This is a genomic window from Streptomyces vinaceus, assembly GCF_008704935.1.
In the GTDB taxonomy this organism is placed as follows: domain Bacteria; phylum Actinomycetota; class Actinomycetes; order Streptomycetales; family Streptomycetaceae; genus Streptomyces; species Streptomyces vinaceus.
Map to the genome: position 1 here is coordinate 3,552,497 of NZ_CP023692.1, position 24,162 is coordinate 3,576,658.

Consider the following 24,162-nt stretch of genomic DNA (forward strand, 5'->3'; position numbering starts at 1 on the left):
AACTGGAAAACGGCTGGGTGGGACCCCGCCCACGCTGCCTCCTCCCGCCCGCCACGACCATTCGACAGCGCCAATCGGGTTACATGGGGGACATGACTGACAACACGGCCGCACCTGACTGGGAGAAGCGCTTCCGGGCGCCGCGCGTCGGGCTGCCCGACTGGGCCGAGGACGCTCCGGACCGCTCGCTCTTCGTCTCGAACGCCACCGGGACGTACGAGCTCTACGCCTGGGACCGGGCCACCGGCAGCCAGCGGCAGGCCACCGACCGGCCCAACGGGACCACGGACGGGACCCTCTCCCCCGACGGGGAGTGGATCTGGTGGTTCTCCGACACCGACGGCGACGAGTTCGGCACCTGGGTGCGCCAGCCGTTCGCGGGCGGCCCCGACGTGCCGGCCACCCCCGGGCTGGAGCCCTCGTACCCCGCCGGGCTCGCCATCGGGCGCGACGGGACCTCCGTGGTCGGCCGCTCCACCGACGAGGACGGGACCACCATCCACGTGGTGCGGCCGGACGGCGCGGAGCCCGTGGTGATCTACCGGCACCGCGAGTCGGCCGGCGTCGGCGACCTCTCCCACGACGGGACGCTGATCGCGATCGAGCACACCGAGCACGGCGACGCCATGCACTCGGCGCTGCGCGTGGTCACCCTCGACGGGGCCACCGTCGCCGAGCTCGACGACTCCCGGAACGGGACGGTGGAGCTCGGCCTGGAGGTGCTCGGCTTCGCACCGGTCGCCGGGGACACCCGGCTGCTGGTCGGCCACCAGCGGCGCGGCCGCTGGGAGCCGATGGTCTGGGACGTGGCCACCGGGTCCGAGGAGGACCTGGCGATCGACCTGCCGGGCGACGTCAGCGCCGAGTGGTACCCGGACGGCTCCGCGCTGCTGATCGCGCACAGCTACGAGGCCCGCAGCGAGCTGTGGCGCTACGACCTGGCCGCGCGGGAGCTCGCCAAGGTCGACACCCCGCCCGGCACCGTCTCCGGCGCGAGCGCCCGGCCCGACGGCACGGTGGAGTACCTGTGGTCCTCGGCGGCCGAGCCCTCGGCCGTACGGTCCACCGCGGGCGGGATCGTCCTGGACCCGCCCGGCTTCCGGGCGCCCGGCTCGGTGCCGGTGGAGGACGTGTGGGTGGAGGGCCCCGGCGGGCGGATCCACGCGCTGGCGCAGCGGCCGCAGGGGCACGGCGACGGCCCCTTCCCGACGGTCTTCGAGGTGCACGGCGGACCGACCTGGCACGACAGCGACGCCTTCGCGGCGGCCCCGGCAGCCTGGCTGGACCACGGTTTCGCGGTGGTCCGGGTCAACTACCGCGGTTCGACCGGCTACGGCCGCGCGTGGACCGACGCCCTCAAGCACCGCGTCGGCCTGATCGAGCTGGAGGACATCGCGGCGGTCCGGGAGTGGGCGGTGGCCTCCGGCCTCGCCGACCCGGCGCGCCTGGTGCTCTCGGGCGGGTCCTGGGGCGGCTACCTGACCCTGCTGGGGCTCGGCACGCAGCCCGAGGCCTGGGCCGTGGGTCTGGCCGCCGTACCGGTCGCCGACTACGTGACGGCGTACCACGACGAGATGGAGGCGCTGAAGTCCCTGGACCGCACCCTCTTCGGCGGTACGCCGGAGGAGGTCCCGGACCGCTTCGAGGCTTCCTCGCCGCTCACCTACGTGGACGCGGTGAAGGCACCGGTCCACATCGCGGCGGGCGTCAACGACCCGCGCTGCCCGATCCGCCAGATCGAGAACTACGTGGAACGGCTGGCGGCGCGCGGGGCGGTGCACGAGGTGTACCGCTACGACGCCGGGCACGGCTCGCTTGTCGTGGAGGAGCGGATCAAGCAGGTCCGGATGGAGCTGGAGTTCGTACGCGAGCACCTGCCGCGGTAAGGCGTGCCGGGCCCGTGGCGGTGGCCCCGGCCCCGGTGATCCGGTGCACCCCCCGTACGGTGGTGGGGTGCACCGGTTTCTCCTGACCCCGCGCTGGTGGGGGATCAACGTCTTCGTCGCGCTCGCCGTCCCCGTCTGCCTGTTCATGGGGACCTGGCAGCTCGGCCGGTTCGAGGACCGCGTCGACAGCCACAAGGAGGCGAGCGCCGGACGGCCCGCCGCCGAGGCCGCCGCGCCGCTGGAGTCGCTGCTCCCGGTGGACAAGAAGACCTCCGGACGCCTCGCCTCCGCATCCGGCGAGTACGCCGAGCAGCTGCTCGTCCCCGAGCGCCGGCTCGACGGCAGGAGCGGGTTCTACGTGCTGAACCTGCTGAGGACCGACTCCGGAAAGGCCGTCCCCGTGGTCCGGGGCTGGCTGCCGGGCCCCGCGGACGCCTCGAAGGCCCCGGCCGCGCCGACCGGGCGGGTCGAGGTGACGGGCGCGCTCCAGGCCTCCGAGAGCTCCACCAGCAAGGGCGTGCACGCCGAGGGCGGGCTGCCCGCCGGCCAGCTCGGGGTGATCGGGGCGGCCTCGCTGGTCAACCTCGTGCCGTACGGGCTCTACGACGCCTGGCTGACGGTGCAGACCCCGGCGGACGGGCTGACCCCGGTGCCGGCCCAGGCGCCGAGCAACACCGGGCTGGACCTGAAGGCCTTCCAGAACCTCGGCTACACCGGCGAGTGGTTCGTCTTCGCCGCGTTCGTGCTGTTCATGTGGTTCCGGCTCTACCGCCGCGAGGTGGAGACCCTGCGCGACGCCGAGGCGGGGCTGCTGCCGGAGCCCGCCGCGGCCGAAGCGGCGACGCCCGCCGCCTCCACGGCCGCGGACCCGGCCGCCGCTACGGCTTCGGCGCGTCCAGCGGAATGACGCCCGTCCGGTAGACCGTCCCCCCGCAGGCCGCGGGGATCGTCGTCTGCGTGGTCGGGGCACCCGGCGGCGTCGTGTGCGGCGTGTGCGTCACCTCCACGCCGGTCGGCTCCGGGGACTTTCCGGTGCCGTCCGGGTCCGAGCCCGCGGCACGGGCCCCGGCGTCCTGCCCGCTCTCCGGGGCTCCCACGGGGGGCTTGGGGGCGGGGTCGGGCGTGGCCGCCGGGCAGGACTGCGCCGAGGGCACCCACGCGAAGCGGACCTCGTACGCCGTGTTCGGCTGGAGCACGAGCAGGGCCGCCTCCGCCGACGGGTCGGGCAGGCCGGCCGCCGGATCCCCCGCCGTGTGGCCGACCACGGTGACCCCCGAGGACCGGCCGGGCCCCGACACGGAGGCCGCCGTCACGGTGTCCGGGCCGATGACCGTGCAGCCGCGCACCGAGACGTTGGTGACCTTGAAACTGCCGTACACCTTGCCGTCGGCCTCCGGGGACCGGGCGCTGCCCTGCACCCCGAGCTGCTCGGCACTGCACTCGGGTGCGCTGGGCGCCGCCACCACGGGGGGCTGGGGGCCGGTGCCGGCCGAGGCCCCCGCCGTCGCGCCCGCGGTGTCCGGGCCGGTGGTGGTGGTGCCGGTCGGGGCTCCGCCCTCCTGCGCGTCCTGCTGCGCGCCGGCGCCGCCCGTCTCCGCGCCCTTGCCGGCGGCCTTGCCGGCCTGGGGCCGGTCGCCCTCGCCGTCCTGGTGCGGATCGGAGGTGCCGCCGCCGGCCGCCGTCCCGGGCTGCTCGCCGTGGCCGGCCATCGCCGAGTGGCCGGCGCCGTCGCCCTCGCCGCCGGTGATGTGCAGGTGCAGGGCCGCCGGGATGGCCGTGCCCGCGAGCAGCACGGCCACCGCCGCCCCGACGAGGGCCTGCCGCTTGCGGGCCTTGCGTACGGGGACGGCGTACCGCAGCCGCTCCAGCGCGTCCCCGGAGGGCTCCAGGCCCTCGACGGCTCCGTGCAGCAGGCTCCGCAGGGCCTGTTCCTCGCCCGCGCCGCCCGGCGGGGTGTGGTCGTCCATCATGACTGCGCAGCCTCCATCGCCACCCGCAGCGCGGCAATGCCCCGCGATCCGTACGCCTTGACCGAGCCGAGCGAGACGCCGAGCGTCTCGGCGACCTGGGCCTCCGTCATGTCCGCGAAGTACCGCAGCACCAGCACCTCGCGCTGACGCCGCTGGAGTCCGCGCATCGCCTTGATGAGATCGTCCCGTTCCAGCTGGTCGTACGCGCCCTCCTCGGCGCTGGCCATGTCCGGCATCGGCTTCGAGAGCAGCTTGAGGCCGAGGATGCGGCGGCGCAGCGCGGAGCGCGAGAGGTTGACGACGGTCTGGCGCAGATACGCCAGTGTCTTGTCCCGATCGCGAACCCGGTTGCGGGCCGAGTGGACGCGGATGAACGCCTCCTGGACGACGTCCTCGCAGGAGGCGGTGTCGTCGAGGAGGAGCGCGGCCAGGCCGAGCAGGGAGCGGTAGTGGGCCTGGTAGGTCTCGGTGAGGTGGTCGACCGTGGTACCGGCGACGACGACCGGCTCGGCGGCGTCGGCGGCGGGCGCGGTGGACGCCTCCTGCCCCTTCCCCGCGGCCTCCGCGCTATCGCGGGGCGCGGGCACGCGGCCGCCCCGGGTCGGTACGGCGGAGGGCACGGCGATCGACGCCGCCGCCGGCGGAACGGGAAGGATCACCGGGAACCCGCCGGGCGCGGGCGCGCGGGAAGGCCTGAGCGGCACACCGAGTGCGCTGCGCGCCGGTACGACGGCGAAGTCGAGAAGTGCCTCTGCCACGCCAGTTGGACACGCGTCCCCCCACCAGGGTTGTACGCGTGAGGACGCCTCACCAGCAAAATTCCCATGGCCCTCATGCGTACTCGCTCTTCCTGACCGCCCCGTCCGTCCAGGCGGCAGTCAGGCCATCACCTTGATCAAGGGATCAGCACTGATCCTACAAAGTGAATTACGCGAATTCACCAGCGATCAGTTCCGCGATCTGAGTGGCATTCAGGGCGGCCCCGTTGCGGAGATTGTCGGCGCAGACGAAGAACTCCAGGGAGCTTGGATCGTCGAGCGAGGCCCGCAGCCGTCCCACCCACGCCGGATCGGTCCCCGCGGCGTCCACCGGAGTGGGGAACTCCCCGGCCGCCGGATCGTCCACCACGACCACGCCGGGCGCGGCCTCCAGGACCTCCCGGGCGTGCGAGGCGTCCACCTCGGCCTCGAACCGCGCCCGTACGCTCAGCGAGTGCCCGGTCAGCACGGGCACCTGTACGCAGGTCACCGCCACCGGGAGCGCGTCCAGGTGCAGGACCCGGCGTACTTGCGCCCGTACGGCCAGCTCGTGCGAGGACCAGCCGCCTCCCCGCAGCTCACCGGACCACGGCACCACGTTCAGCGCGAGCGGGGCCGCGAAGGGACCCGCGTCCTCGCCGACGGCCCGGCGCACGTCCCCGGTCTGCTCCCCCAGGGAGGTCCCCGCGACCAGCGACAGCTGGCGGCGCAGCGTCTCGGTGCCGGCCCGCCCGGCCGCGCTGGCGGCCTGGTACGAGGAGACGGTCAGGTCCGCCAGCCCGTACTCGGCGTGCAGCGCGCCCAGGGCCGCGATCATCGCGGCGGTGACACAGTCCGGGCCCGCGACGATGCCGCGCGGGCGCTCCCGTACGGCCCGGGCGTTGACCTCGGGCACCACCAGCGGCACCTCGGGGTCCTCCCGGAAGGCCGCGGACTGGTCGACGGCGACGGCCCCGCGCATGACGACCACCGGCGCCCAGCGGGCCGACACCTCGGCCGGGGTCAGGAACAGCACCACATCGCCCTGCCCGATGCCCTCGAAGGCGTCCTCGGTGAGGGCGAGCACCTCGCACTCCCGCCCGCGCACGGACAGCACGCGGCCGGCCGAGCGCCCGGAGGCGATCAGCCGTATGTCGCCCCAGACGTCCGCCCGCTGGGACAGGATCTGGAGCACGACGGAGCCGACCGCTCCGGTCGCCCCGACCACGGCGAGCGCCGGAGCCGGGGTCGACCGGGTCTCGGTCATCGTCCGGTGCCTCCGTAAACGACGGCCTCGTCGCTGTCGGAGTCGAGGCCGAAGGCCGTGTGCACGGCGCGCACGGCCTCGTTGACGTCGTCCTGGCGGGTCACGACCGAGATGCGGATCTCGGAGGTCGAGATCAGCTCGATGTTCACGCCCGCGTCGGACAGCGCCTGGAAGAACGAGGCGGTGACGCCCGGGTTCGTCTTCATGCCGGCGCCGACCAGGGAGATCTTGCCGATCTGGTCGTCGTAGCGCAGCGAGTCGAAGCCGATCTGGCCCTTCGCCTTCTCCAGGGCGTCGATGGCCTTGTGGCCCTCGGCCTTGGGAAGGGTGAAGGAGATGTCCGTCAGGCCCGTGGACGCGGCGGACACGTTCTGCACGATCATGTCGATGTTGATCTCGGCGTCCGCGATGGCGCGGAAGATCGCCGCGGCCTCGCCCGGCTTGTCCGGTACGCCGACGACCGTGATCTTGGCTTCGGAGACGTCGTGAGCGACTCCGGAGATGATGGCGTGCTCCACCTGCGCGTCCCCTTGCGGATTCTCGTTGCTGACCCAGGTGCCCGGCAGTCCGGAGAAGGACGAGCGGACGTGGATCGGGATGTTGTAGCGGCGCGCGTACTCGACGCAGCGGTGCAGCAGCACCTTGGAACCGGAGGCCGCGAGCTCCAGCATGTCCTCGGAGGAGATCCAGTCGATCTTCCGGGCCTTCTTCACGACGCGGGGGTCCGCGGTGAAGACGCCGTCGACGTCGGTGTAGATCTCGCAGACCTCGGCGTCCAGCGCCGCGGCGAGCGCGACGGCGGTCGTGTCCGAGCCGCCGCGGCCGAGGGTGGTGATGTCCTTGGAGTCCGCCGACACGCCCTGGAAGCCGGCGACGATGGCGATGTTGCCCTCGTCCAGCGCGGTGCGGATACGGCCCGGCGTGACATCGATGATGCGCGCTTTGTTGTGGACCGAGTCGGTGATGACGCCTGCCTGGCTGCCGGTGAACGACTGGGCCTCGTGGCCCAGGTTTTTGATCGCCATGGCCAGCAGGGCCATGGAGATCCGCTCTCCGGCGGTCAGCAGCATGTCGAATTCGCGCCCGGCAGGCATCGGGGATACCTGCTCGGCGAGATCGATCAGCTCGTCCGTCGTGTCGCCCATCGCGGAAACCACGACGACCACCTGGTGGCCGTTCTTCTTGGCATCCACGATCCGCTTGGCGACGCGCTTGATGCCCTCGGCATCGGCTACGGAGGAGCCTCCGTACTTCTGCACGACAAGGCCCACGTGCGCTCCTCGCTCAGTCCGTCTCATTGCTGGTGCAGTGTAACGAGCGACCGCGATCCGACCGCTTCGTACCGCATCATGAGACGAACGGACCGGGTCCGGGGTTCCCCGCCCGGGTGGCCCGTATGACCGGATCGCCCGCTTTTCCGGCTGCCTACTTCCGCGGAAGACCCAGCCGCGCACCGATTTCCTCGGCCATCACCCGTCCGGCCTGCTCGGCGAGGTCGTCCTCGGCGAGGTCCTCGTCGGTGTCCAGGCCGTCCAGGGCCTCCAGCGGCTGGTCCAGCCGTACGTGGGCGATCAGCGACTGGAGGGCGCGCAGCGTCGCCGAGGCCGTCGGACCCCAGTTGGTGAAGTACGAGAACTGCCACCACCACAGCGCCTCGGTGGTCCGGCCCGCCTGGTGGTGGATGAGCCCGTGCCGCAGGTCCGCCACCACGTCGGCGAGGTCGTCCGAGATCCGGTGCGCGACCGGTGCCTTGCGCGGCTCGTACGGGTCGAAGACCTCGGAGTAGACGTCGACCGGCTCCAGCATGATCGCGAACCGCTCGCGCAGCTCGTCCACGTCCGGCTCCGGGCCCAGGTCGGGCTCGTACCGCTCGTCGGGCAGGACGTCCTGGTACGCGCCCAGCCGGCCGCCCGCCAGCAGCAGCTGGGACACCTCCAGGAGGAGGAAGGGGACCGCGCTGTCCGGGTCCTCGCCCTTGGCCACCTCGGTGACCGCGACGATGAAGGATTCGATCTGGTCCGCGATCGAAGCCGCGAAGTCGTCCGGATCCACTCCCAGGGCGTGCAGCATTGCGTCAGACATCGAGAAGTCGCCTTCCTTCAAAGGCCCGCCCCAGCGTGACCTCGTCCGCGTACTCCAGGTCTCCCCCGACGGGGAGCCCGCTGGCCAGGCGGGTGACCTTCAGGCCCATGGGCTTGATCATGCGGGCGAGGTAGGTGGCGGTCGCCTCGCCCTCCAGGTTCGGGTCGGTGGCGAGGATCAGCTCGGTCACCTCTCCGTCCGCGAGGCGCGCGAGCAGCTCGCGGATGCGCAGGTCGTCCGGGCCGACGCCCTCGATCGGGCTGATCGCGCCGCCGAGGACGTGGTACCGGCCCCGGAACTCGCGGGTCCGCTCGATCGCGACGACGTCCTTCGGCTCCTCCACCACGCAGATGACCGTGGTGTCGCGGCGCGGGTCGCGGCAGATGTTGCACCGCTCCTCCTGGGCCACGTTCCCGCACACCGCGCAGAACCGGACCTTGTCCTTGACCTCCAGCAGCGCGTGCGCGAGGCGGCGGACGTCGGTGGGCTCGGCCTGCAGGATGTGGAAGGCGATCCGCTGCGCGCTCTTGGGCCCGACGCCGGGCAGCCTGCCCAGTTCGTCGATCAGGTCCTGGACCACGCCTTCGTACACGGACTGCCTTCTTTCGTTCTGCGGTATCGGCTATGGGGTAGGGGTTCGGGGTCCGATGCCGGACCCCGGGCTAGAACGGGAGGCCGGGGATGCCGCTGCCGCCGCCCAGGCCCTGGGCCAGCGGGCCGAGCTTCTCCTGCTGGAGCGCCTGGGCGTTCTCGTTGGCCGCCTGGACCGCCGCGACGACCAGGTCGGCGAGGGTTTCGGTGTCCGCCGGGTCCACGGCCTTCGGGTCGATCACCAGCGCGCGCAGCTCACCGGAACCGGTGACGGTCGCCTTCACCAGACCACCGCCGGCCTGGCCCTCTACCTCGGCCTGCGCGAGCGCCTCCTGGGCCGCGGCGAGATCCTGCTGCATCTTCTGGGCCTGCTGGAGCAGCTGCTGCATGTTGGGCTGGCCACCACCGGGAATCACAGGTCACTCACTCCGTCGTTGTCGGTCCAAGACTGGGGCAGCTTGGTCAATCCGAGCCTACGTGCTCCCCGGGCGGCGCGCCCTACGCCGTGAGGACCAACTCTTTCGAGTGAGAGACGGGGCGTGCGCGTACCTGATGGAGACCTCCTTGCAGGCGGAAAACCGGGGATTCGTCGCCCACGGGCCGCCATTCGAAGGTAGGAAGAGCATGCGCATCATTGCGCACACGCGCACCACCACACGTCAGCGCAGGCAGAGGGAGTGCCGGGTGAGCCAGCCGGAGATGCAGCCCGAGGGGCCACCCCGGGATCCCCGGGAACCCCAGGACTCCCGGGAGGAGGGCAGCGGACCGATGGCGGCGGGCGATCTGACCGGCGGACCGTTCCCCCTCGGGGACTGGGGCGAGCCGGCCGAGCGGCTGGACGAGCTCTACCGGCGGGTCGAGGCCGATGCGCTGCGCACCGCGGAGTGGTATCTGTCCGACCGGGCGTGGAAGCGCCGGGGCGCCCGGGTGCTGCGGGTCGGGGCGGCCGCGGGTGCGGTGGCCGGGGCCGCGATGCCGCTGCTGGAGCTGACGGGGTCCGCGCCGGGGGTCGCCTCGTACGGCTACCTCTCGCTGCTCCTGGCCGCCGCCTGCCTGGCCTGCGACCGGTTCTTCGGCCTGACCTCGGGCTGGATGCGGGACGTGGCGACGGCGCAGGCGGTGCAGCGCCGCCTGCAGACCTTGCAGTTCGACTGGGCCTCGGAGAACGTGCGGGAGGTCCTGGGGCCCACGGAAGGTACGGCGAGCGAGGCCGCGGAGCGGTGCCTGACCGTGCTGCGCCGCTTCTCCGAGGACGTGACGGAGCTGGTGCGCTCCGAGACCGCGGAGTGGATGGTGGAGTTCTCCTCGGGGCCGGCGCCGCTGGTGATGCAGTCGCTCGGCGCCCCCTCGTCGCGGGCCGAGGCGGGTCTCCCGCCGACCCGCTTCCCCCTCCCGCCGGGCACCCGCCCCAACATGCCGCGCCAGCGGCCGCCGGAGCAGCCCCGCTGAGGCCGGTGCCGGTGTGCGAGGGGTCGGCGGGGGAGACCCGCCCCCGACCCCGCACCCGGCCCCGGCACCGGCCCCGGCCCCGGTCAGCTGAAGATGATCATCGAGCCTTGGCCGAGGCTCCGGGTCGCGGCCGCGTGCAGCCCCAGCCACACGTGCCGCTCCCGCGCGAAGGGGCTCTCGTCGTACGGGATCGGCCCCGCGGGCTCCTCCAGGGACGTGGGCCGTCCCGGCGCCGCCGGCGCCCCCGGCGGGTTCCCCGGGTCGATCCCGATCGCCGGCGCCACCACCATCAGCTCGCGCAGCAGCCCCTGCGCGGAGCCCAGCGGCCCGCCCCCGGCCAGCAGCTCCTCGTTGGCCAGCGGGGCCGCGAAGTCCACGGGCACGTACGCCCCGGCGTGGTCGTAGTGCCACACCAGGTGCGATTGCTGCGCCGTCGACTCGAACATCTCCAGCAGCTGCTCGTAGTCCCCGCCCAGCTCGTCCACCGGCGTCACCGGCAGGCCGCAGATCTGCAGCAGGTAGGCCCGCCGCAGGAAGTGCAGGGCGTCGTAGTCGAAGCCGGCGACGGGGGCGACGTCCCCGCTCAGGCCCGGCATGTACGCGAACACGGGCACCGACGGCAGGCCCGCCTCGCCCAGCGCCTTGTCGTACGAGGCGATCTCTTCCGCGAACGGGTTGTCGGGGCTGTGGCACAGCACGTCGACAAGGGGGACCAGCCACAGGTCACAGGCCACGCGGGCTCCGATCAGTCGATGTCGCCGATCCGGCCAGCGTAGTGCGCCGAACACCCTCCGCGAAGGGCTGCGCAGAACCTGGGGCCGAACCCTCGGCCGACCCGGGGCGGCACATGGGCCCCCACCAGGCGCGACGCGTGCCGCAGCCGCCCGCTACACCTGCCCCGGACCCACCCTCCAGACCCAGACGTCCTCGACCTTCTGCGGCTCGCGCCCCAGCAGCTCGCTGATCATGTCCCGCAGCTCGATGCCCCGGTCCTGGAACGGCAGCACGACCGCCCCCGCCTTCCAGAACTCCAGGTCGCGGCGGGCCTGGTCCCGCCACTGCGGGGTGATCTCCGGCGGCTGCTGCCCGTACCGGACGTCCCGCAGGAGGTTCGACAGGTGGCGCGGGGTGGCCCCGTAGATGCCGATCCGGTCGGGACCCCACGGGCCGTTGAAGTAGCCGCCGGCCAGCCGGAAGCCGAAGTCCGCCTCGACCTGCCAGTGCAGCGCGTCCGCCTGGCCCGGGTCGGGCAGCGGTACCGGAACGAGTGCTTCGCCGTCCTTGACGTAGCCCTTCCAGGCGCCCGAGGTGATGAACGCCGGCACCGGTGCCCGCTCGCGTACGGCCAGCGGCAGGGGCAGCACCGGGATCAGCGCCGCCGCCACCGCGAGCAGGCCGAGCGTGCGCAGCTCGCGCGTGCGCATCCGTACGATCCGGTCCAGCGCGAGAGCGAGCAGCACGCCCAGGACGGGAGCGCACACCATCGCCACGCGCCCCTCGATCACCGACTCGAACAGCGGCAGCTTCACCATCAGCCGCCAGGGCCCCGGCAGCACGACGTCCGTACGCGGGACCGGCACCCAGGGCCCGAGGGACAGCGCCAGCGCCACGCCCCCGGTGATCGCGAGCGCGCGGACCAGCCTGCGGCGCCACATCCACACGCAGACGGCCGCGCCGAGCGCCAGTAGCGGCCAGCCGTAGAAGGCGTTCTGCTCGGTGGTGTTCAGCGAGAGCCGCCCGGCCGTCTCGGCGTCGCCGAAGAGCGAGCGGGCCGCGTACTCGACCAGGGCGCGCGGGCTGTTGCCGGCGTTGTCGCCGTGCAGCACCGAGTGGTAGCTCTGCGGGCCGAAGAACTGCCAGTACAGCGGGTAGATCAGCAGCGGTACGCAGACGCCCGCGGCGATGACCAGACCGAGGCCCAGCGGCCGCGCGGCCGCGAGCGCGCGCCGCCGGTCGACCAGCAGGTACGCCAGCGAGAAGACCAGCATGCCGAGCGCGGCGATGAGCAGCGGCTCCTCGCCGAGGAAGATCTGGTACGTCGCGAACAGGCCGAGCAGGACCCCGTCGCGGACGATGTTCCTGCCCTCGCACAGGCGCAGGGCCCGGTCGATGATCAGCGGGAGCATGAAGAGCACGACGAAGTTCGGGTGGCCGTTGGCGTGCGAGACCATCGGCGGCGCGAAGGCGGCGAGCGCCCCGCCCGCGGCGGCGGCCCAGCGGCTCTGCACGAGGCGGCGGCGGATCAGCCAGTACCAGGTCCAGGCGCTGGCGGCCATGCCGAGCGTCAGGACGAGCGCGAAGGTGACCGTCTCCCCGAACAGGAGCGTGACCGGGATCAGGGGGACGGTCAGGCCCAGCATGGTGGCGTTGGCCATCAGGTTCACGCCGTCGGGCATGCCCTGGGCCGTGGTGAAGAGCGGGTTGCGCAGGTGGGTGATGTTGTCGGTGGCTACGCCGACGAACCACTCCCACTGGTTCTGGTCCTGGAGCGCGTCCGCGAGGTAGCGGCCGTCGAGGTCCGCCCACAGGCCGTGGAAGACGTACGCGGAGAGGGCGAGGAAGACGGCGGCGACGGCGAGGCCGCCCGCGTTCAGGCGGAAGAGCTCGGCGAGGGCGCGGCGCCGGTCGCCAGGGGCCGTGGTGCGGCGGGGGCCGGGGCGGGGGCCGGGGCCGGCGGGCGGCTTCGGGGTACGGGTACGGGTGCGGGTACGGCTCACCGGTACCTCGGCGACGTGCCAGCCCTGGCGGCGCACCCAGCGCAGCACCTCGGCGTCGACGGCCGGGCCGTCGAGGACGGAGGCGCCGAAGGCGGCCCGTGCCCGGTCGCCGTCGAAGAGGGCGAAACCGCAGGTGTCGGCGCGGAAGCCCGGAATCCCGGGGATGCCCAGGGCGCGGACCAGGCGGTTCCCCGACCGGCCGAGGGCGGCGGTCGCGCGCTCGCCCCCGCCGCCGTCGATTTCGCTGCCGCTCCCGCTCCCGCTGCCCGGGGCCGCTTGGCCGAGGGCCTGCTCCAGGTGCTCCAGCTCGGCCGGCGGCGTCCTGAGCCCGGCGTCGGCGAGCAGCACCCGCTCCCCGGCACAGCCGAGCACTCCGGCGCGCAGCGCGGCGCCCTTGCCGCGGTGGTGCGGGGAGCGGATCAGCCGGATCCGGGGCTCGTCCGCGGCCGCGGCCTCGACGAGGGCGGCGGTGTCGTCGGTGGAGGCGTCGTCGGCGACGACGAGCTCCCAGTCGCCGGGGCCGCTGCCGAGGCGGGCGTCGAGGTGGGCGCGGAAGGCGTCGAGCGTCGGGCCGATGCGGTGCGCGTCGTCGTGGGTGGGGATGACGACGGAGAGCCGGACGGCGCCCAGCCAGGCGGGGGCGGCCGCGGCCGCTGCGGGGTCGGTGGTGCGGGGCGTGCCGGTCGCGCCGCTGGTGTGGGTCGTGCCGCTCGTGTCGGTCGTGCCGCTCTTGTCGGTCGTGCCGCTCTTGTCGGTCGTGTCGGTCACGCGCCGACCGCCTTCAGGCCCGCGGCCCAGTCCAGGGCGCGCTGGTTGTACGCGTGCACGAGGGCGCGTACCTCGTCGGCGTCGGCCCGTGTCACCGCTTCCACCAGCTCGTTGTGGCCGGACCACAGCCCGGTGTGCAGATCGGGGGCCGCCTTCAGGTGCGGGACGGCGAAGACCCAGCACTGCACGCGGATGCGGTGCAGGAAATCCGAGATGTACGTGTTGCCGACCAGCCCGCTCAGCTCCCTCCAGAAGCGCAGGTCGTAACCGATCAGCACTTCGAGGGAACCGCTCTGCGCGGCCCTGCACGCCTCTTCGGCACGACGGCGCACCGACACCAGCATTTCGCCGGAGCCGGGCGCGGTGCCGCGCTCGACGAGCCGCCGGAAGATCCCGTCCACTATGAGCGTACGGGCCTCGATCATGCCCCGGTAGTCGTCCACGGAGAAGACGCGCACGCGAAAGCCCCGGTGCTGCACCGATTCGAGCAGTCCCTGGGCGGAGAGGTCGACGAGCGCCTCGCGTACGGGGGTCGCGGAGACCTCGTACTTGTCGGCGATCTGCTTGACGGTGAACTCGGTGCCCGGTGGCAGGCGTCCCGCCAGCACCTCGTCACGCAGCGCGTCCGCGATCTGCTGGCGAAGTGTGTTGCGGGTGACAGCGCCGCTGCCTGGCATAGGGGTCCGTCTCCTTGAGTGAGGTTTCGGACACCTTAGGCCAGGCAGCGAGGCTGAAACCGATCGAACGGTGGTGGCTTTCGTCTCGGCCGACGGGCGGTCAGGCGGACGTGGTGTGGCGGTCCGCGACCGTCAGCGCCTCGTCCAGCAGGGCCAGGCCCTCCTTGGCCTCCGCCTCGGTGATGTTGCAGGGCGGGACGACGTGCGTCCGGTTCATGTTCACGAAGGGCCACAGGCCGGAGGCCTTGCAGGCCGCCGCGAACTCGGCCATCGGCGCGTTGTCGGCCCCGGCCGCGTTGTACGGGACGAGCGGCTCGCGCGTCTCCTTGTCCCGTACGAGCTCCAGCGCCCAGAAGGCGCCGAGGCCGCGGACCTCGCCGACCGACGGGTGGCGCTCGGCGATCTCGGTGAGCGCCGGGCCGATCACGTTCGCGCCCAGGTGGGCGGCGTGCTCGACGACGCCCTCCTCCTCCATGGTGTTGATCGTCGCCACGGCGGCGGCGCAGGCCAGCGGGTGGCCGGAGTACGTCAGGCCACCGGGGTAGGGACGGGTGGCGAAGGTCTCGGCGATGGCGGCCGAGATGGCGACGCCGCCGAGCGGCACGTACCCGCTGTTCACGCCCTTGGCGAAGGTGATCAGGTCGGGGGTGACGTCCCAGTGCTGGGCGGCGAACCACTTGCCGGTGCGGCCGAAGCCGGACATGACCTCGTCGAGGACGAAGACGATGCCGTGGCGGTCGCAGAGCTCGCGCACGCCCGCGAGGTAACCGGCCGGCGGGGTCATGATCCCGGCGGTGCCCGGCACGCTCTCCAGGATGATCGCGGCGATGGTCGCCGGGCCCTCGAAGGCGATGGTGTCGGCGAGGTGCGCGAGGGCGCGCTCGCACTCCTCGGCCTCGGTGGTGGCGTGGAACGGCGAGCGGTAGAGGAACGGGCCCCAGAAGTGGACGACGCCGGCGGCCGCGGTGTCGGAGGGCCAGCGGCGCGGGTCGCCGGTCAGGTTGATCGCGGCGGCGGTGGCCCCGTGGTACGAGCGGTACGTGGAGAGCACCTTCTGCCGGCCCGTGTGCAGACGGGCCATGCGGACGGCGTTCTCGACGGCCTCGGCGCCGCCGTTGGTGAAGAAGACCTTGTCCAGGTCGCCCGGGGTCCGCTCGGCGATGAGGCGTGCGGCCTCGGAGCGGACGTCGACGGCGAAGCCGGGCGCGAGGGTGCAGAGCCGCGCGGCCTGCTCCTGGATCGCGGCGACGACCTTGGGGTGCTGGTGGCCGATGTTGGTGTTCACCAGCTGGGAGGCGAAGTCGAGGTAGCGGTGGCCGTCGTAGTCCCAGAAGTACGACCCCTCGGCTCCGGCGACGGCGAGCGGGTCGATCAGGGCCTGGGCGGACCAGGAGTGGAAGACGTGGGCGCGGTCGGCGGCCTTGACGGCCGCGCCGGTGGCCGCGAGGTCTGCGGGGTTGCCCGTGGTGACGTGAGGGGTCATGCGGCCACGCTAAGAGTGCCCAGGTGGGAGGGGATATCGGCGGACTGTCTGCGGGTGGGTGCCGGGTCTCGGCAGTCTGTCGGCAGCTGGTGGGGAAGCGGGGTGCTTGTCGATCGATTGACAGCAGACTGTCGAACTGACAGCCTGCTGTCATAGGGGGAGGGAAACGGACGCTCGGAAGCATGGAAGAGGCGATGACGATGACCGGGACGACCACTCCCACCACCCGCACCTCCCCGACCTCCCAGACATCCTTGACCTCCCCGACCTCCCCGACCTCTCCGACCTCTCCCCGGCCGGTGCACCTCGCGGTCTACGACACGTACGCGGACTGGGAGACCGGCCACACCACCGCGCACCTCACCCAGCGCGGCTACCCGGTCCGTACGGTCGGCCCGGCCGCCGGAGCGCCGGTCACCACCATGGGCGGCGTTCGCATCCAGCCCGACCTGGCCCTCGCCGACCTCGCGCCCGGGGACTCCTCCCTCCTCATCCTGACCGGCGCCTCGCTCTGGGACTCCGGCGACGAGCTGGCCCCTTTCGCGGTGAAGGCGCGCGAGTTCCTGGCGGCAGGAGTCCCGGTCGCGGCGATCTGCGGAGCCACGGCCGGCCTGGCCCGGGAAGGGCTGCTCGATGCGTACGCCCACACCAGCGCGGCCGCCGCGTACCTGGCGCGCCAGCCGGGGTACGCGGGCGCCGGGCGGTACGTCGAAGCCGACGCGGTGACGGACGGCGACCTGATCACGGCGGGCCCGACGGAACCGGTCGCCTTCGCCCGGGAGGTCTTCGCCCGGCTGGACGTCTACGGGCCGGAGGTCCTGGACGCGTGGTACCGCCTGTTCCACGACTCGGACGCCAGCGCGTTCCCCGTGCTGATGGCGGCGGCGGAGCGCGGCGATGCCTGACGCCCCGTCCGCTCTGCTGAGCCGTACCGCGCTCGGGGTGTTCGGCCTGAACGGCCGGTTCCTCGCGATCTCTGAGGAACTGGCCAGGCCGGCCGGGCTGACCGCGGCGTGGTGGCAGGTGCTGGGCGCGGTGCTCCAGGAGCCCCTGCCGGTGGCGGGGATCGCCCGGGTCATGGGCATCACGCGGCAGAGCGTCCAGCGCATCGCGGACCTGCTGGCGGCCAAGGGCCTCGCGGAGTACGTCCCGAACCCGGCGCACCGGCGCGCGAAGCTGCTCCGTCCGACGCAGGAGGGGCGTGCCGCCGTCGCCCGCATCACCCCGGCCCACGCCGTACTGGCCACCCGGCTCGCGGAGGAGCTGGGCGAGGCGGCCTTCGCGGAGACGGTCGAGGTCCTGGACCGCCTCACGAAGGCGTTGGACGCGCTGCGGGGCGCCGGGGTCGACGGGGCTGCCGGAGCCCCGGAGTCGGACTGACCTGCGCGCGGAGAGGAGGCCGGTGGGGTGCGGTGCGGGCGCCCGGCGCGGTGCGGGTGCCCGGCGCGGCTACTGGGCTCCTAGCCGGTCCAGTTCCTCCCCGATGGCGGTGCGCAGGCCGTCATGCCGGGGGCCCAGCTCGTGGCGGGCCCCCCGCCAGTACTCCTCCTGCTCGTACCGCCACACCGGCACGCGGACCAGCTCGGGGGGCTCCCAGTCGTAGCGGGGCCAGATGTGGGCGTGCAGGTACGGGTCGGTGTTGCCGAGGATCTCGATGTTCACCCGCCGGAAGGCCGGATCGAGCCGCCGGCAGGCCCGTTCGACGGCCTCGGCGAGCCGCTCCATGTCACTGAGGTACGCCGTCCTGCGCGCCCGCGGCAGGTCCGAGAGCCGGGTCACTGACGGGTCGTCGGTCAGCAGTACGGCGTACCCGGGGAGGAACTGCCGGTCACCGATCACGGCGAAGCCCTGGTCGAGGCGGCGCAGCACGGTCGGGTTCTCGCCCCGGTGCGCGCTGCCTATGCGGTCTTTGCGCCAGTCGGTGTTGGTCATGGCGGGACCTTAGGGGACGGCCTTGCCGTCCACCCCCGGGATGCATCCCCGGGGCGGCGTCGCGGAGTTGGCCGCCTGCTTCGGACGTGGCTCTCAGGTCTGCCCTGTCATACCTGAGAGCCACGTCGGAAGGGGGCTCTGCAGCGGGACGCCGACGATGCCCCTCAATTCCTAACTTCGGAACCGGAGAAGACGCGAGCCAGCGCCTCCGGACCGAGCGAAGGAAATGGGACCCGCCATGACCCGCGCCGCAGGACGCCCCGATGGACGCCTCGAAGAACGCAGCGCCGGCCGCACGGCCGGACGGCACCGCGGCCGCCTGCGGCGCACCCTGCTGGCCGGGCTGGTCGCCGCGGCCGTCGTGCTGCCGGTGTCCGCCGCCGCCTCCCCCGACGTCCCCGCCCCGGCCCCGGCCGTGCTCGCCGAACAGACCGCGCTCCCGGACCGGTACGCGGCCAACCGCGCCGGCCTCGCGGAGGCGGCCCGCATGGCGCGGGAGGCCGGCCGCACGGGCCGCGCGGCGAAGCTGGAGGCCATGGAGGCGGGCGGCACCGCCCGGTTCCTCGCCTTCGACGGCCGCGGCAGGGGCCGGGCGGTCGAGGTGCTCGGCGATCTGGAGCGCGCCGACCGGGTCGCCGTCCTGGTGCCCGGCTCCGACACCACGCTGGACACCTATCAGCGGTTCCGCGCCGGGGCCGTCGCCCTGCAGCAGCGCCTCCTGGCAGCCGGGCATCCCCGCTCGGCCGTGGTCGCCTGGCTCGGGTACGACACCCCGGGCACGGTCAGCCCGACCGTGCTGACCGCCGACCGGGCGGATGTGGCCGCCGCCGAACTGGGCCCCTTCCTCGACCGGTTGGGGCGGGCGGCGGCGCCCGGAGCCCAGCTCTCCCTGCTCTGCCACTCGTACGGGAGCGTGGTCTGCGCCCGGACCGCCACGGGCCCCGCAGTCACGGACATGGCCCTGTTCGGCAGCCCGGGCACCGGCGCCGGCTCCGCCGCCGAGCTGCCGACCGGGGCCCGGATCTGGGCCGGGCGCGGCGGGGCCGACTGGATCGGCCACGTGCCCCATGTCCGCCTCGGCGGGATGGGCTTCGGCACCGATCCCGTCGACCGGGCCTTCGGGGCCCGGGCGTTCCCGGCCGGCGCCGGCGGGCACAGCGACTACCTCAAGCCCGGCACCGCGTCCCTCGACAGCCTGGCCCGCATCGTCCTCGGCATCGACCCGACCGACCCGGAGGTCCCCCGTGTCTGAGCTCCGCTCCCGCTGGTCCGTCCTCGCGGACCGCATCGACTCCGGGACACCCGCCGACCGGGACCGGGCCGTGGACGCCCTGCGGGCCTTCGCCATCCTCGGCGTGGTGCTGGGCCACTGGCTGGTGACCGCCCTGACCACCGCCGACGGCGGCCTGGGCACCACCAGTCCGCTGGCCCACCTGCCCTGGCTGGCACCGGTGTCCTGGGTGTTCCAGACCCTGGCCGTGTTCTTCCTGGTCGGCGGTCATGTCGCCGCCCGCGGCCACGCCTCGGCGCGCGAGCGCGGGGTCCCGTACGGGGTGTGGGTCGGGCAGCGGCTGTCGCGGCTGTTCCGGCCGGTCGCCGCGGTGCTCGCCCTGTGGGCCGTGGCGGCGGCCGGGATGCTGCTCGGCGGGGCCGAGCCGGACACCGTCCGGACCCTGCTGAAGCTCGTCCTCTCCCCGCTCTGGTTCCTCCTCGTCTTCGCCGTGCTCACCGCGGCCACACCGCTCGTGGCGCGGCTCGCTCCGCAGTGGCCGCTGGCCGTGGTGGCGGGTGTGGACCTGTGGCGGTTCGGCTTCGGCGGTCCGGAGTGGATCGGCTGGGTCAATGTGGCCGCGGGCTGGCTCGTCCCCTACACCCTGGGCGCCGCCTGGTCCCGCGGAAGGTTCGCCGGGCGCACCGCGGCCGCCCTGCTGCTGGGCGGGGGCGCCGCCGCCACCGCCGGGCTCGTCCTGTGGGGCGGGTATCCGGCCTCCATGGTCGGCGTTCCCGGGGCCCCGATATCGAATCTGAACCCGCCGACGCTGGCCGCGGTCGCGTTCGGACTGGCCCAGTGCGGGCTGGCCCTGCTGCTCCGCGGGCCGTTGGAGCGGGCCATGCGCCGGCCCCGGGCCTGGGCGAAGGTCGCGCTGATGAACCTGTCCGCGATGACCATCTTCCTGTGGCACCAGACCGCGATGATGGCCGTCACCGCCCTGGGGCTGCTGGCCCCCGTCGATCTGCCGGGGCTGCACACCGTGCCCGACTCCCCGTGGTGGATAGCCGCCCGGCTGCTGTGGCTGCCGGTGTTCGCCGCCGCGCTGGGCGTCTGCTGGGCCGCGTTCCGTACGTACGAGCAGGCCGGGCGGCCGGAGCGGGGCAAGTCCCCCCGGACGGCTCCCCGGACCTCCACCGGCTCCGGGGCCCCGGGCCGTGCCCCGCGGGCAGCCGAAGAGGTGACGGCCCATGCCTAGGGTGGACGACGTGAACGAGCAGAGCGGACCGCCCGCCGTGGAAGCGGACTTCGGCACGACCCCCGCGCCCCGGGCCGGGCTCCGGCGGCCCTTGGCCCTCGATCTGCTCACCATCGAGCGCGATCCGCTCCCCCGGATGTCGCGGCCGCGCTGGCTGGCCCGGCTGCCGCACGCGGTGGTCGTCTACGCCGCCGTCTTCTTCGGGTTCCTCACCACGGAGCAGATGAGCGACCACTACAACGACCAGGGCGGCATCCCGCTGGTGGCGGCGCTCCTGACGGGCGCGTCCATCGCGCTCGCGATGTTCCGCCCGATCGCCGGCTGGTGGCTCGGCCTGCTGGCGGCGGCCGTGGTCGCCTGGTCGATCCACGACGGCGTCGGCCACGGCCAGACCTGGCCCTGGATGCCGTCGGGGATCATCGCGTTCGCGCCAGTCCTGCTACTGGTGGCCCTGCGCGTGCCGCCCCGGGTGACCGTCGCCGCCGTCGCCGTCCCCGTCGCCCTGACCGGGCTGGCCGAGCTGCTCTTGAAACCGGAGCACAGCCAGACCAGTGTCCTGGCCGCGCTCCTCCTGTTCGGCTTCGTCGGACTCCTCGGGTACGCCCTGCGGGCCACCCGCCTGGCCCGCGGCAAGCTCGTCGAGCAGGAGACGATCACCGAGGAGGAACGGGCCCGCCGCACCCTGCTGGAGGAACGCAGCCGCATCGCCCGCGAGTTGCACGACGTCGTCGCCCACCACATGTCCGTGATCTCGATCCAGGCGCAGGTCGCCCCGCACCTGGTGGACAACCCCTCCGAGGAGCTCAAGGAGAACCTGGCGGGCATCCGCGAGAACGCGCTGGAGGCCCTGACGGAACTGCGCCGCGTACTGGGCGTGCTCCGCTCCGAGCAGCCGGACGATCCGGCGAACCCGCACCATCCGCAGCCCACCCTCTCCGAACTGGACGGCCTCGTGGACAACGTGCGCGGCGCGGGTCTGGCCGTCACCACCGAGATCGCGGGCGTGCAGCGGTCCCTCGCCCCGGGCGTCGAGCTCACCGCGTACCGGATCGTGCAGGAGGCGCTGAGCAACTGTCTGCGCCACGCGCCCGGATCGCGGGTGGAGGTCGGCATCGCGTACGGGCCGCGCGAGCTGCACCTGTGCATCGCCAACACCGCGCCGACCCGGCCGGCGCCGCCCTCGCACGGGGCCGGGCACGGTCTGCTCGGGATGCGGGAGCGGGCGGGCATGCTGGGGGGCGAGCTCGCCGCCGGTCCCCGCCCGGGCGGCGGGTACGAGGTGAGCGCCGTGCTCCCGATGGACCCCGAGACGAAGAAGGACTGACGAGGACGCATGAGCACTCCGGCCGCACCGATCAAAGTGATGATCGCCGACGACCAGATGATGGTCCGGCAGGGCTTCACCGTCCTCCTCAACGCCCAGCCCGACATCGAGGTCGTCGGCCAGGCCGTGGACGGGGCGGACGCGCTGGCGAAGGTCGCCGCACTGGCACCGGACGTGGTCCTGATGGACATCCGCATGCCCGGGATGGGCGGCATCGAGGCCACCTCCGTCCTCACCGGCGCGCCCGGCTCCACCGTCAAGGTGCTCGTGCTGACCACCTTCGACCTCGACGAGTACGTGTACGAGGCGTTGCGCGCCGGGGCTTCGGGGTTCCTGCTGAAGGACGCGTCGGCCGACCAGCTCGCGGAGGCGGTGCGGGTGGTGGCGGCCGGTGACGCGCTGCTCTCGCCGAACATCACCAAGCGGCTGATCACGGAGTTCTCCCGGATGGGGGCCCCGCGGGCGCCGTCGAGGGCGCGGATCGACGAGCTGACGGAGCGGGAGACCGAGGTGCTGTCGCTGATCGCGCAGGGGCTGTCCAACGCGGAGATCGCCGCGCACCTGGTGGTGGCCGAGCAGACCGTGAAGACGCACGTGGGGCGGATCCTGGTGAAGCTGGGCCTGCGGGACCGGACCCAGGCCGCGGTGTTCGCGTACGAGACGGGTCTGGTCCGTCCGACGGGCTACTGAGTGCCCCGGGTAGTACCTGAGAGGGAGGCCGGGATATCCCCTTCAGCGGCGACGCGGACGAGGGGGCGGCCGACCTACGGTGTGGGTATGAGCGAGACGACCTCCCGGGCGAATCCCCGGACACCCGAGTTCCGGATGGCCTCCGGCCTGTTCCAGAGCCTGCGCCGGGATCTGATCACGGACGCCTTCGCCTACCGGCCGCTGGCGCCGATGCGCACCGACGGGCCGGTGGTGCGGCGGCTGCCCGCGCGGATACGGCCGTACATGGCGTATCTGCCGCATGCGGTCGTCGGGTTCGTCGCGTTGTTCGTGGTGATGCTGACGTCCACGACCAGCGGGGAGTACGTCGTACCGAGCAGCTCCCTCGTGATGGGGCTGGTCGCGGCCACGCCGGTGCTGATGACCCTGATGCGGCCCGTGGGCGCGTTCTGGGCGGCCATCGCCGCCACCGGGGCGCTCGCGGTGGTCGGCTCCGGCATGAACGACGTGTGGCCCTGGACGCCGGGTGCCTTCGTCTCCTACCTCGCCACGGTGACCTTCGCCGCGATGCGGACCAGGCCCCGGGCGGCGGGCTGGATGTGGCTGATCACCCTCGGGGTCGGGATCGGGGTACCGGTCGTGCTCGGCCGGGGGGAGCCGGTCGAGGTCATGCCGATGGCCTTCCTGCTGGCGGTGTCGCTGCTGGTGGTGACGGTCCGCAACATACGCAGGGAAGCGGAGGAGGTAGTCAGCGCGCAGCAGGAGGTCACGGCCGTCGAGCGGGACCGGCGGACGCTGCTGGAGGAGCGGACGACGATCGCGCGGGAGCTGCATGACGTGGTGGCCCACCACATGTCGGTGGTGGCGATCCAGGCGGAGGCCGCGCCGTACCGGGTGAAGAACCCGCCGCCGGAGCTGGAGGCGGCGTTCGCCACCATCCGGGAGAACGCGGTGGCGGCGCTGACGGAGCTGCGCCGGGTGCTGGGTGTGGTGCGCTCCGCGGACTACGAGGCGCCGGACGCCCCCCAGCCGACCCTGGCCTCGCTGGACGGGCTGCTGGCCAATGTGCGGGAGGCCGGGCTGGGCGTGGAGAAGACGGTGACGGGTGCGGTGCGGGAGCTGCCGCCGGGGGTGGAGCTGTCGGCGTACCGGATCATCCAGGAGGCGCTGAGCAACACCCTGCGCCATGCGCCGGGGGCGGCGGCCTCGGTCGAGGTCTCGTACGTACTGGGCGGGTTGGGGATACGGGTGGTCAACGCGGCGGCGACCGGGGACGTGCGGCCGTCGCCGGGCGCCGGGCACGGGATCACCGGGATGCGGGAGCGGGTGGCCATGCTGGAAGGTGAGATGACGGCGGGGGTGACCGAGGCGGGCGGGTACGAGGTGGCGGTGTTCATACCCGTGCGCGGCCGGCAGGGCGGGGCGCAGGACGAGGCGCCGGGGCAGGCGCAGGGATCGGGGCAGTCGGCATGACGATCAAGGTGCTGATCGTCGACGACCAGATGATGGTCCGGGAGGGCTTCTCCGTCCTGCTGAACGCGATGGACGGCATCGAGGTGGTCGGCGAGGCGGTGGACGGGCGTGAGGCCATCGCCAAGGTGGCCGCGCTGCGGCCGGACGTGGTGCTGATGGACATCCGGATGCCCGTGATGAACGGGCTGGAGGCGACGCGGGAGATCGTGGCCTCGGACACGGACGCCAAGGTGCTGGTCCTGACGACCTTCGACCTCGACGAGTACGTGTACCAGGCCCTGCGGGCCGGGGCCTCCGGGTTCCTGCTGAAAGACGCCTCGGCCCGGCAGCTGGCCGAAGGGGTGCGGGTGGTGGCCTCCGGTGAGGCACTGTTGGCGCCGACGGTCACCAAGCGGCTGATCCTGGAGTTCTCGAAGCTGTCGACCCCGCCGAAGCCGGCGGATCCGGCGGGGATAGGGGAGTTGACCGAGCGGGAGACGGAGGTACTGGTGCTGATCGCGCAGGGGCTCTCCAACGCGGAGATAGCGGACCGGCTCATCGTCGCGGAGTCCACGATCAAGACGCACGTGAGCCGGATCCTGGTGAAACTGGGCCTGCGCGACCGCACCCAGGCCGCGGTGTTCGCGTACGAGACCCGACTGGTGACCCCGGCCTAGCGGGGCCGGCGAC

Annotated in this window: 23 protein-coding genes; 11 read left to right on the forward strand and 12 right to left on the reverse strand. The window is 73.2% G+C overall.

All coding sequences use genetic code 11. The annotated features are described in order from the left end of the window. Positions 1-92: 92 nt before the first annotated feature. Both CP980_RS15830 and CP980_RS15835 read left to right on the forward strand, forming a co-directional pair. Positions 93-1,886 (forward strand): S9 family peptidase, encoded by a 1,794-nt coding sequence (locus CP980_RS15830; protein WP_229907389.1) that lies wholly within the window; start codon positions 93-95, stop codon positions 1,884-1,886. A gap of 67 nt (positions 1,887-1,953) precedes the next feature. Next, positions 1,954-2,793 (forward strand): SURF1 family protein, encoded by an 840-nt coding sequence (locus tag CP980_RS15835; RefSeq protein ID WP_132758376.1) that lies wholly within the window; start codon positions 1,954-1,956, stop codon positions 2,791-2,793. Here CP980_RS15835 and CP980_RS15840 read toward each other — a convergent pair. From CP980_RS15840 to CP980_RS15870, 7 genes are all read right to left on the reverse strand, one after another. Continuing rightward, positions 2,765-3,856 (reverse strand): hypothetical protein, encoded by a 1,092-nt coding sequence (locus CP980_RS15840; RefSeq protein WP_150528433.1) that lies wholly within the window; start codon positions 3,854-3,856, stop codon positions 2,765-2,767. The genes CP980_RS15835 and CP980_RS15840 overlap by 29 nt on opposite strands. Next, complete coding sequence (locus tag CP980_RS15845) at positions 3,853-4,614, reverse strand: SigE family RNA polymerase sigma factor (protein ID WP_165937324.1); 762 nt, start codon at positions 4,612-4,614, stop codon at positions 3,853-3,855. The genes CP980_RS15840 and CP980_RS15845 overlap by 4 nt, the downstream gene beginning before the upstream one ends. A gap of 169 nt (positions 4,615-4,783) precedes the next feature. Beyond that, positions 4,784-5,860: an aspartate-semialdehyde dehydrogenase gene (locus CP980_RS15850; protein ID WP_132758372.1), complete on the reverse strand. Its 1,077-nt coding sequence runs from the start codon at positions 5,858-5,860 to the stop codon at positions 4,784-4,786. After that, the gene (locus tag CP980_RS15855) at positions 5,857-7,131 is read right to left on the reverse strand and encodes an aspartate kinase (protein ID WP_099890296.1); all 1,275 of its coding nucleotides are present in this window, start codon (positions 7,129-7,131) and stop codon (positions 5,857-5,859) included. Before CP980_RS15855 ends, CP980_RS15850 begins: the two co-directional genes overlap by 4 nt. A 154-nt stretch (positions 7,132-7,285) precedes the next feature. After that, complete coding sequence (locus CP980_RS15860) at positions 7,286-7,942, reverse strand: DUF5063 domain-containing protein (protein WP_150528434.1); 657 nt, start codon at positions 7,940-7,942, stop codon at positions 7,286-7,288. Continuing rightward, on the reverse strand, positions 7,935-8,534 hold the full coding sequence (gene recR, locus CP980_RS15865; RefSeq protein ID WP_030152816.1) for a recombination mediator RecR: 600 nt from the start codon (positions 8,532-8,534) through the stop codon (positions 7,935-7,937). The genes CP980_RS15860 and recR overlap by 8 nt, the downstream gene beginning before the upstream one ends. 70 nt (positions 8,535-8,604) lie before the next feature. Beyond that, a complete protein-coding gene (locus CP980_RS15870; RefSeq protein WP_078621772.1) occupies positions 8,605-8,949 on the reverse strand; it encodes a YbaB/EbfC family nucleoid-associated protein in 345 nt (114 codons plus the stop codon). 268 nt (positions 8,950-9,217) lie between these two features. Between CP980_RS15870 and CP980_RS15875 the strand changes: the two genes are divergently transcribed. Further along, entirely contained in the window at positions 9,218-9,982 is a 765-nt protein-coding gene (locus CP980_RS15875) for an SLATT domain-containing protein (RefSeq protein WP_132758370.1), read from the forward strand. Between the two features lie 83 nt (positions 9,983-10,065). On the opposite strand, the gene CP980_RS15885 is transcribed toward CP980_RS15875, so the two are convergent. The 4 genes from CP980_RS15885 to CP980_RS15905 all read right to left on the reverse strand — a co-directional run bounded on the left by CP980_RS15885 (position 10,066) and on the right by CP980_RS15905 (position 15,627). Beyond that, on the reverse strand, positions 10,066-10,716 hold the full coding sequence (locus CP980_RS15885; protein ID WP_099890302.1) for a hypothetical protein: 651 nt from the start codon (positions 10,714-10,716) through the stop codon (positions 10,066-10,068). Between the two features lie 153 nt (positions 10,717-10,869). Next, positions 10,870-13,329 carry a glycosyltransferase gene (locus CP980_RS15890; RefSeq protein ID WP_150530238.1) on the reverse strand — a complete coding sequence of 820 codons (2,460 nt, stop codon included), beginning with the start codon at positions 13,327-13,329 and terminating at the stop codon, positions 10,870-10,872. 134 nt (positions 13,330-13,463) lie between these two features. Then, positions 13,464-14,144 carry a GntR family transcriptional regulator gene (locus CP980_RS15900; RefSeq protein ID WP_099890304.1) on the reverse strand — a complete coding sequence of 227 codons (681 nt, stop codon included), beginning with the start codon at positions 14,142-14,144 and terminating at the stop codon, positions 13,464-13,466. A 100-nt stretch (positions 14,145-14,244) separates the two neighbouring features. Further along, positions 14,245-15,627, reverse strand: coding sequence for an aspartate aminotransferase family protein (locus tag CP980_RS15905; protein WP_132758368.1), 1,383 nt, complete (start codon positions 15,625-15,627; stop codon positions 14,245-14,247). A gap of 182 nt (positions 15,628-15,809) precedes the next feature. Here CP980_RS15905 and CP980_RS15910 point away from each other — a divergent pair, with 182 nt between their 5' ends. Then, positions 15,810-16,532, forward strand: coding sequence for a DJ-1/PfpI family protein (locus CP980_RS15910; protein WP_229907390.1), 723 nt, complete (start codon positions 15,810-15,812; stop codon positions 16,530-16,532). Beyond that, the gene (locus CP980_RS15915) at positions 16,525-17,007 is read left to right on the forward strand and encodes a MarR family winged helix-turn-helix transcriptional regulator (RefSeq protein WP_132758367.1); all 483 of its coding nucleotides are present in this window, start codon (positions 16,525-16,527) and stop codon (positions 17,005-17,007) included. The genes CP980_RS15910 and CP980_RS15915 overlap by 8 nt, the downstream gene beginning before the upstream one ends. A 69-nt stretch (positions 17,008-17,076) precedes the next feature. Here CP980_RS15915 and CP980_RS15920 read toward each other — a convergent pair whose 3' ends face one another. Further along, entirely contained in the window at positions 17,077-17,559 is a 483-nt protein-coding gene (locus CP980_RS15920) for an HIT family protein (RefSeq protein WP_150528435.1), read from the reverse strand. Between the two features lie 238 nt (positions 17,560-17,797). Here CP980_RS15920 and CP980_RS35565 point away from each other — a divergent pair, with 238 nt between their 5' ends. From CP980_RS35565 to CP980_RS15950, 6 genes are all read left to right on the forward strand, one after another. Next, positions 17,798-18,811 carry an alpha/beta hydrolase gene (locus CP980_RS35565; RefSeq protein ID WP_150528436.1) on the forward strand — a complete coding sequence of 338 codons (1,014 nt, stop codon included), beginning with the start codon at positions 17,798-17,800 and terminating at the stop codon, positions 18,809-18,811. Further along, complete coding sequence (locus CP980_RS15930) at positions 18,804-20,027, forward strand: acyltransferase family protein (RefSeq protein ID WP_150528437.1); 1,224 nt, start codon at positions 18,804-18,806, stop codon at positions 20,025-20,027. The genes CP980_RS35565 and CP980_RS15930 overlap by 8 nt, the downstream gene beginning before the upstream one ends. Further along, complete coding sequence (locus tag CP980_RS15935) at positions 20,020-21,351, forward strand: sensor histidine kinase (RefSeq protein ID WP_150528438.1); 1,332 nt, start codon at positions 20,020-20,022, stop codon at positions 21,349-21,351. The genes CP980_RS15930 and CP980_RS15935 overlap by 8 nt, the downstream gene beginning before the upstream one ends. A gap of 9 nt (positions 21,352-21,360) precedes the next feature. Then, the gene (locus CP980_RS15940; protein ID WP_150528439.1) at positions 21,361-22,041 is read left to right on the forward strand and encodes a response regulator; all 681 of its coding nucleotides are present in this window, start codon (positions 21,361-21,363) and stop codon (positions 22,039-22,041) included. Positions 22,042-22,128: 87 nt separating this feature from the next. Beyond that, positions 22,129-23,493: a sensor histidine kinase gene (locus CP980_RS15945; protein WP_132758357.1), complete on the forward strand. Its 1,365-nt coding sequence runs from the start codon at positions 22,129-22,131 to the stop codon at positions 23,491-23,493. Then, a complete protein-coding gene (locus tag CP980_RS15950) occupies positions 23,490-24,149 on the forward strand; it encodes a response regulator (RefSeq protein ID WP_132758355.1) in 660 nt (219 codons plus the stop codon). Before CP980_RS15945 ends, CP980_RS15950 begins: the two co-directional genes overlap by 4 nt. Positions 24,150-24,162: the final 13 nt, after the last annotated feature.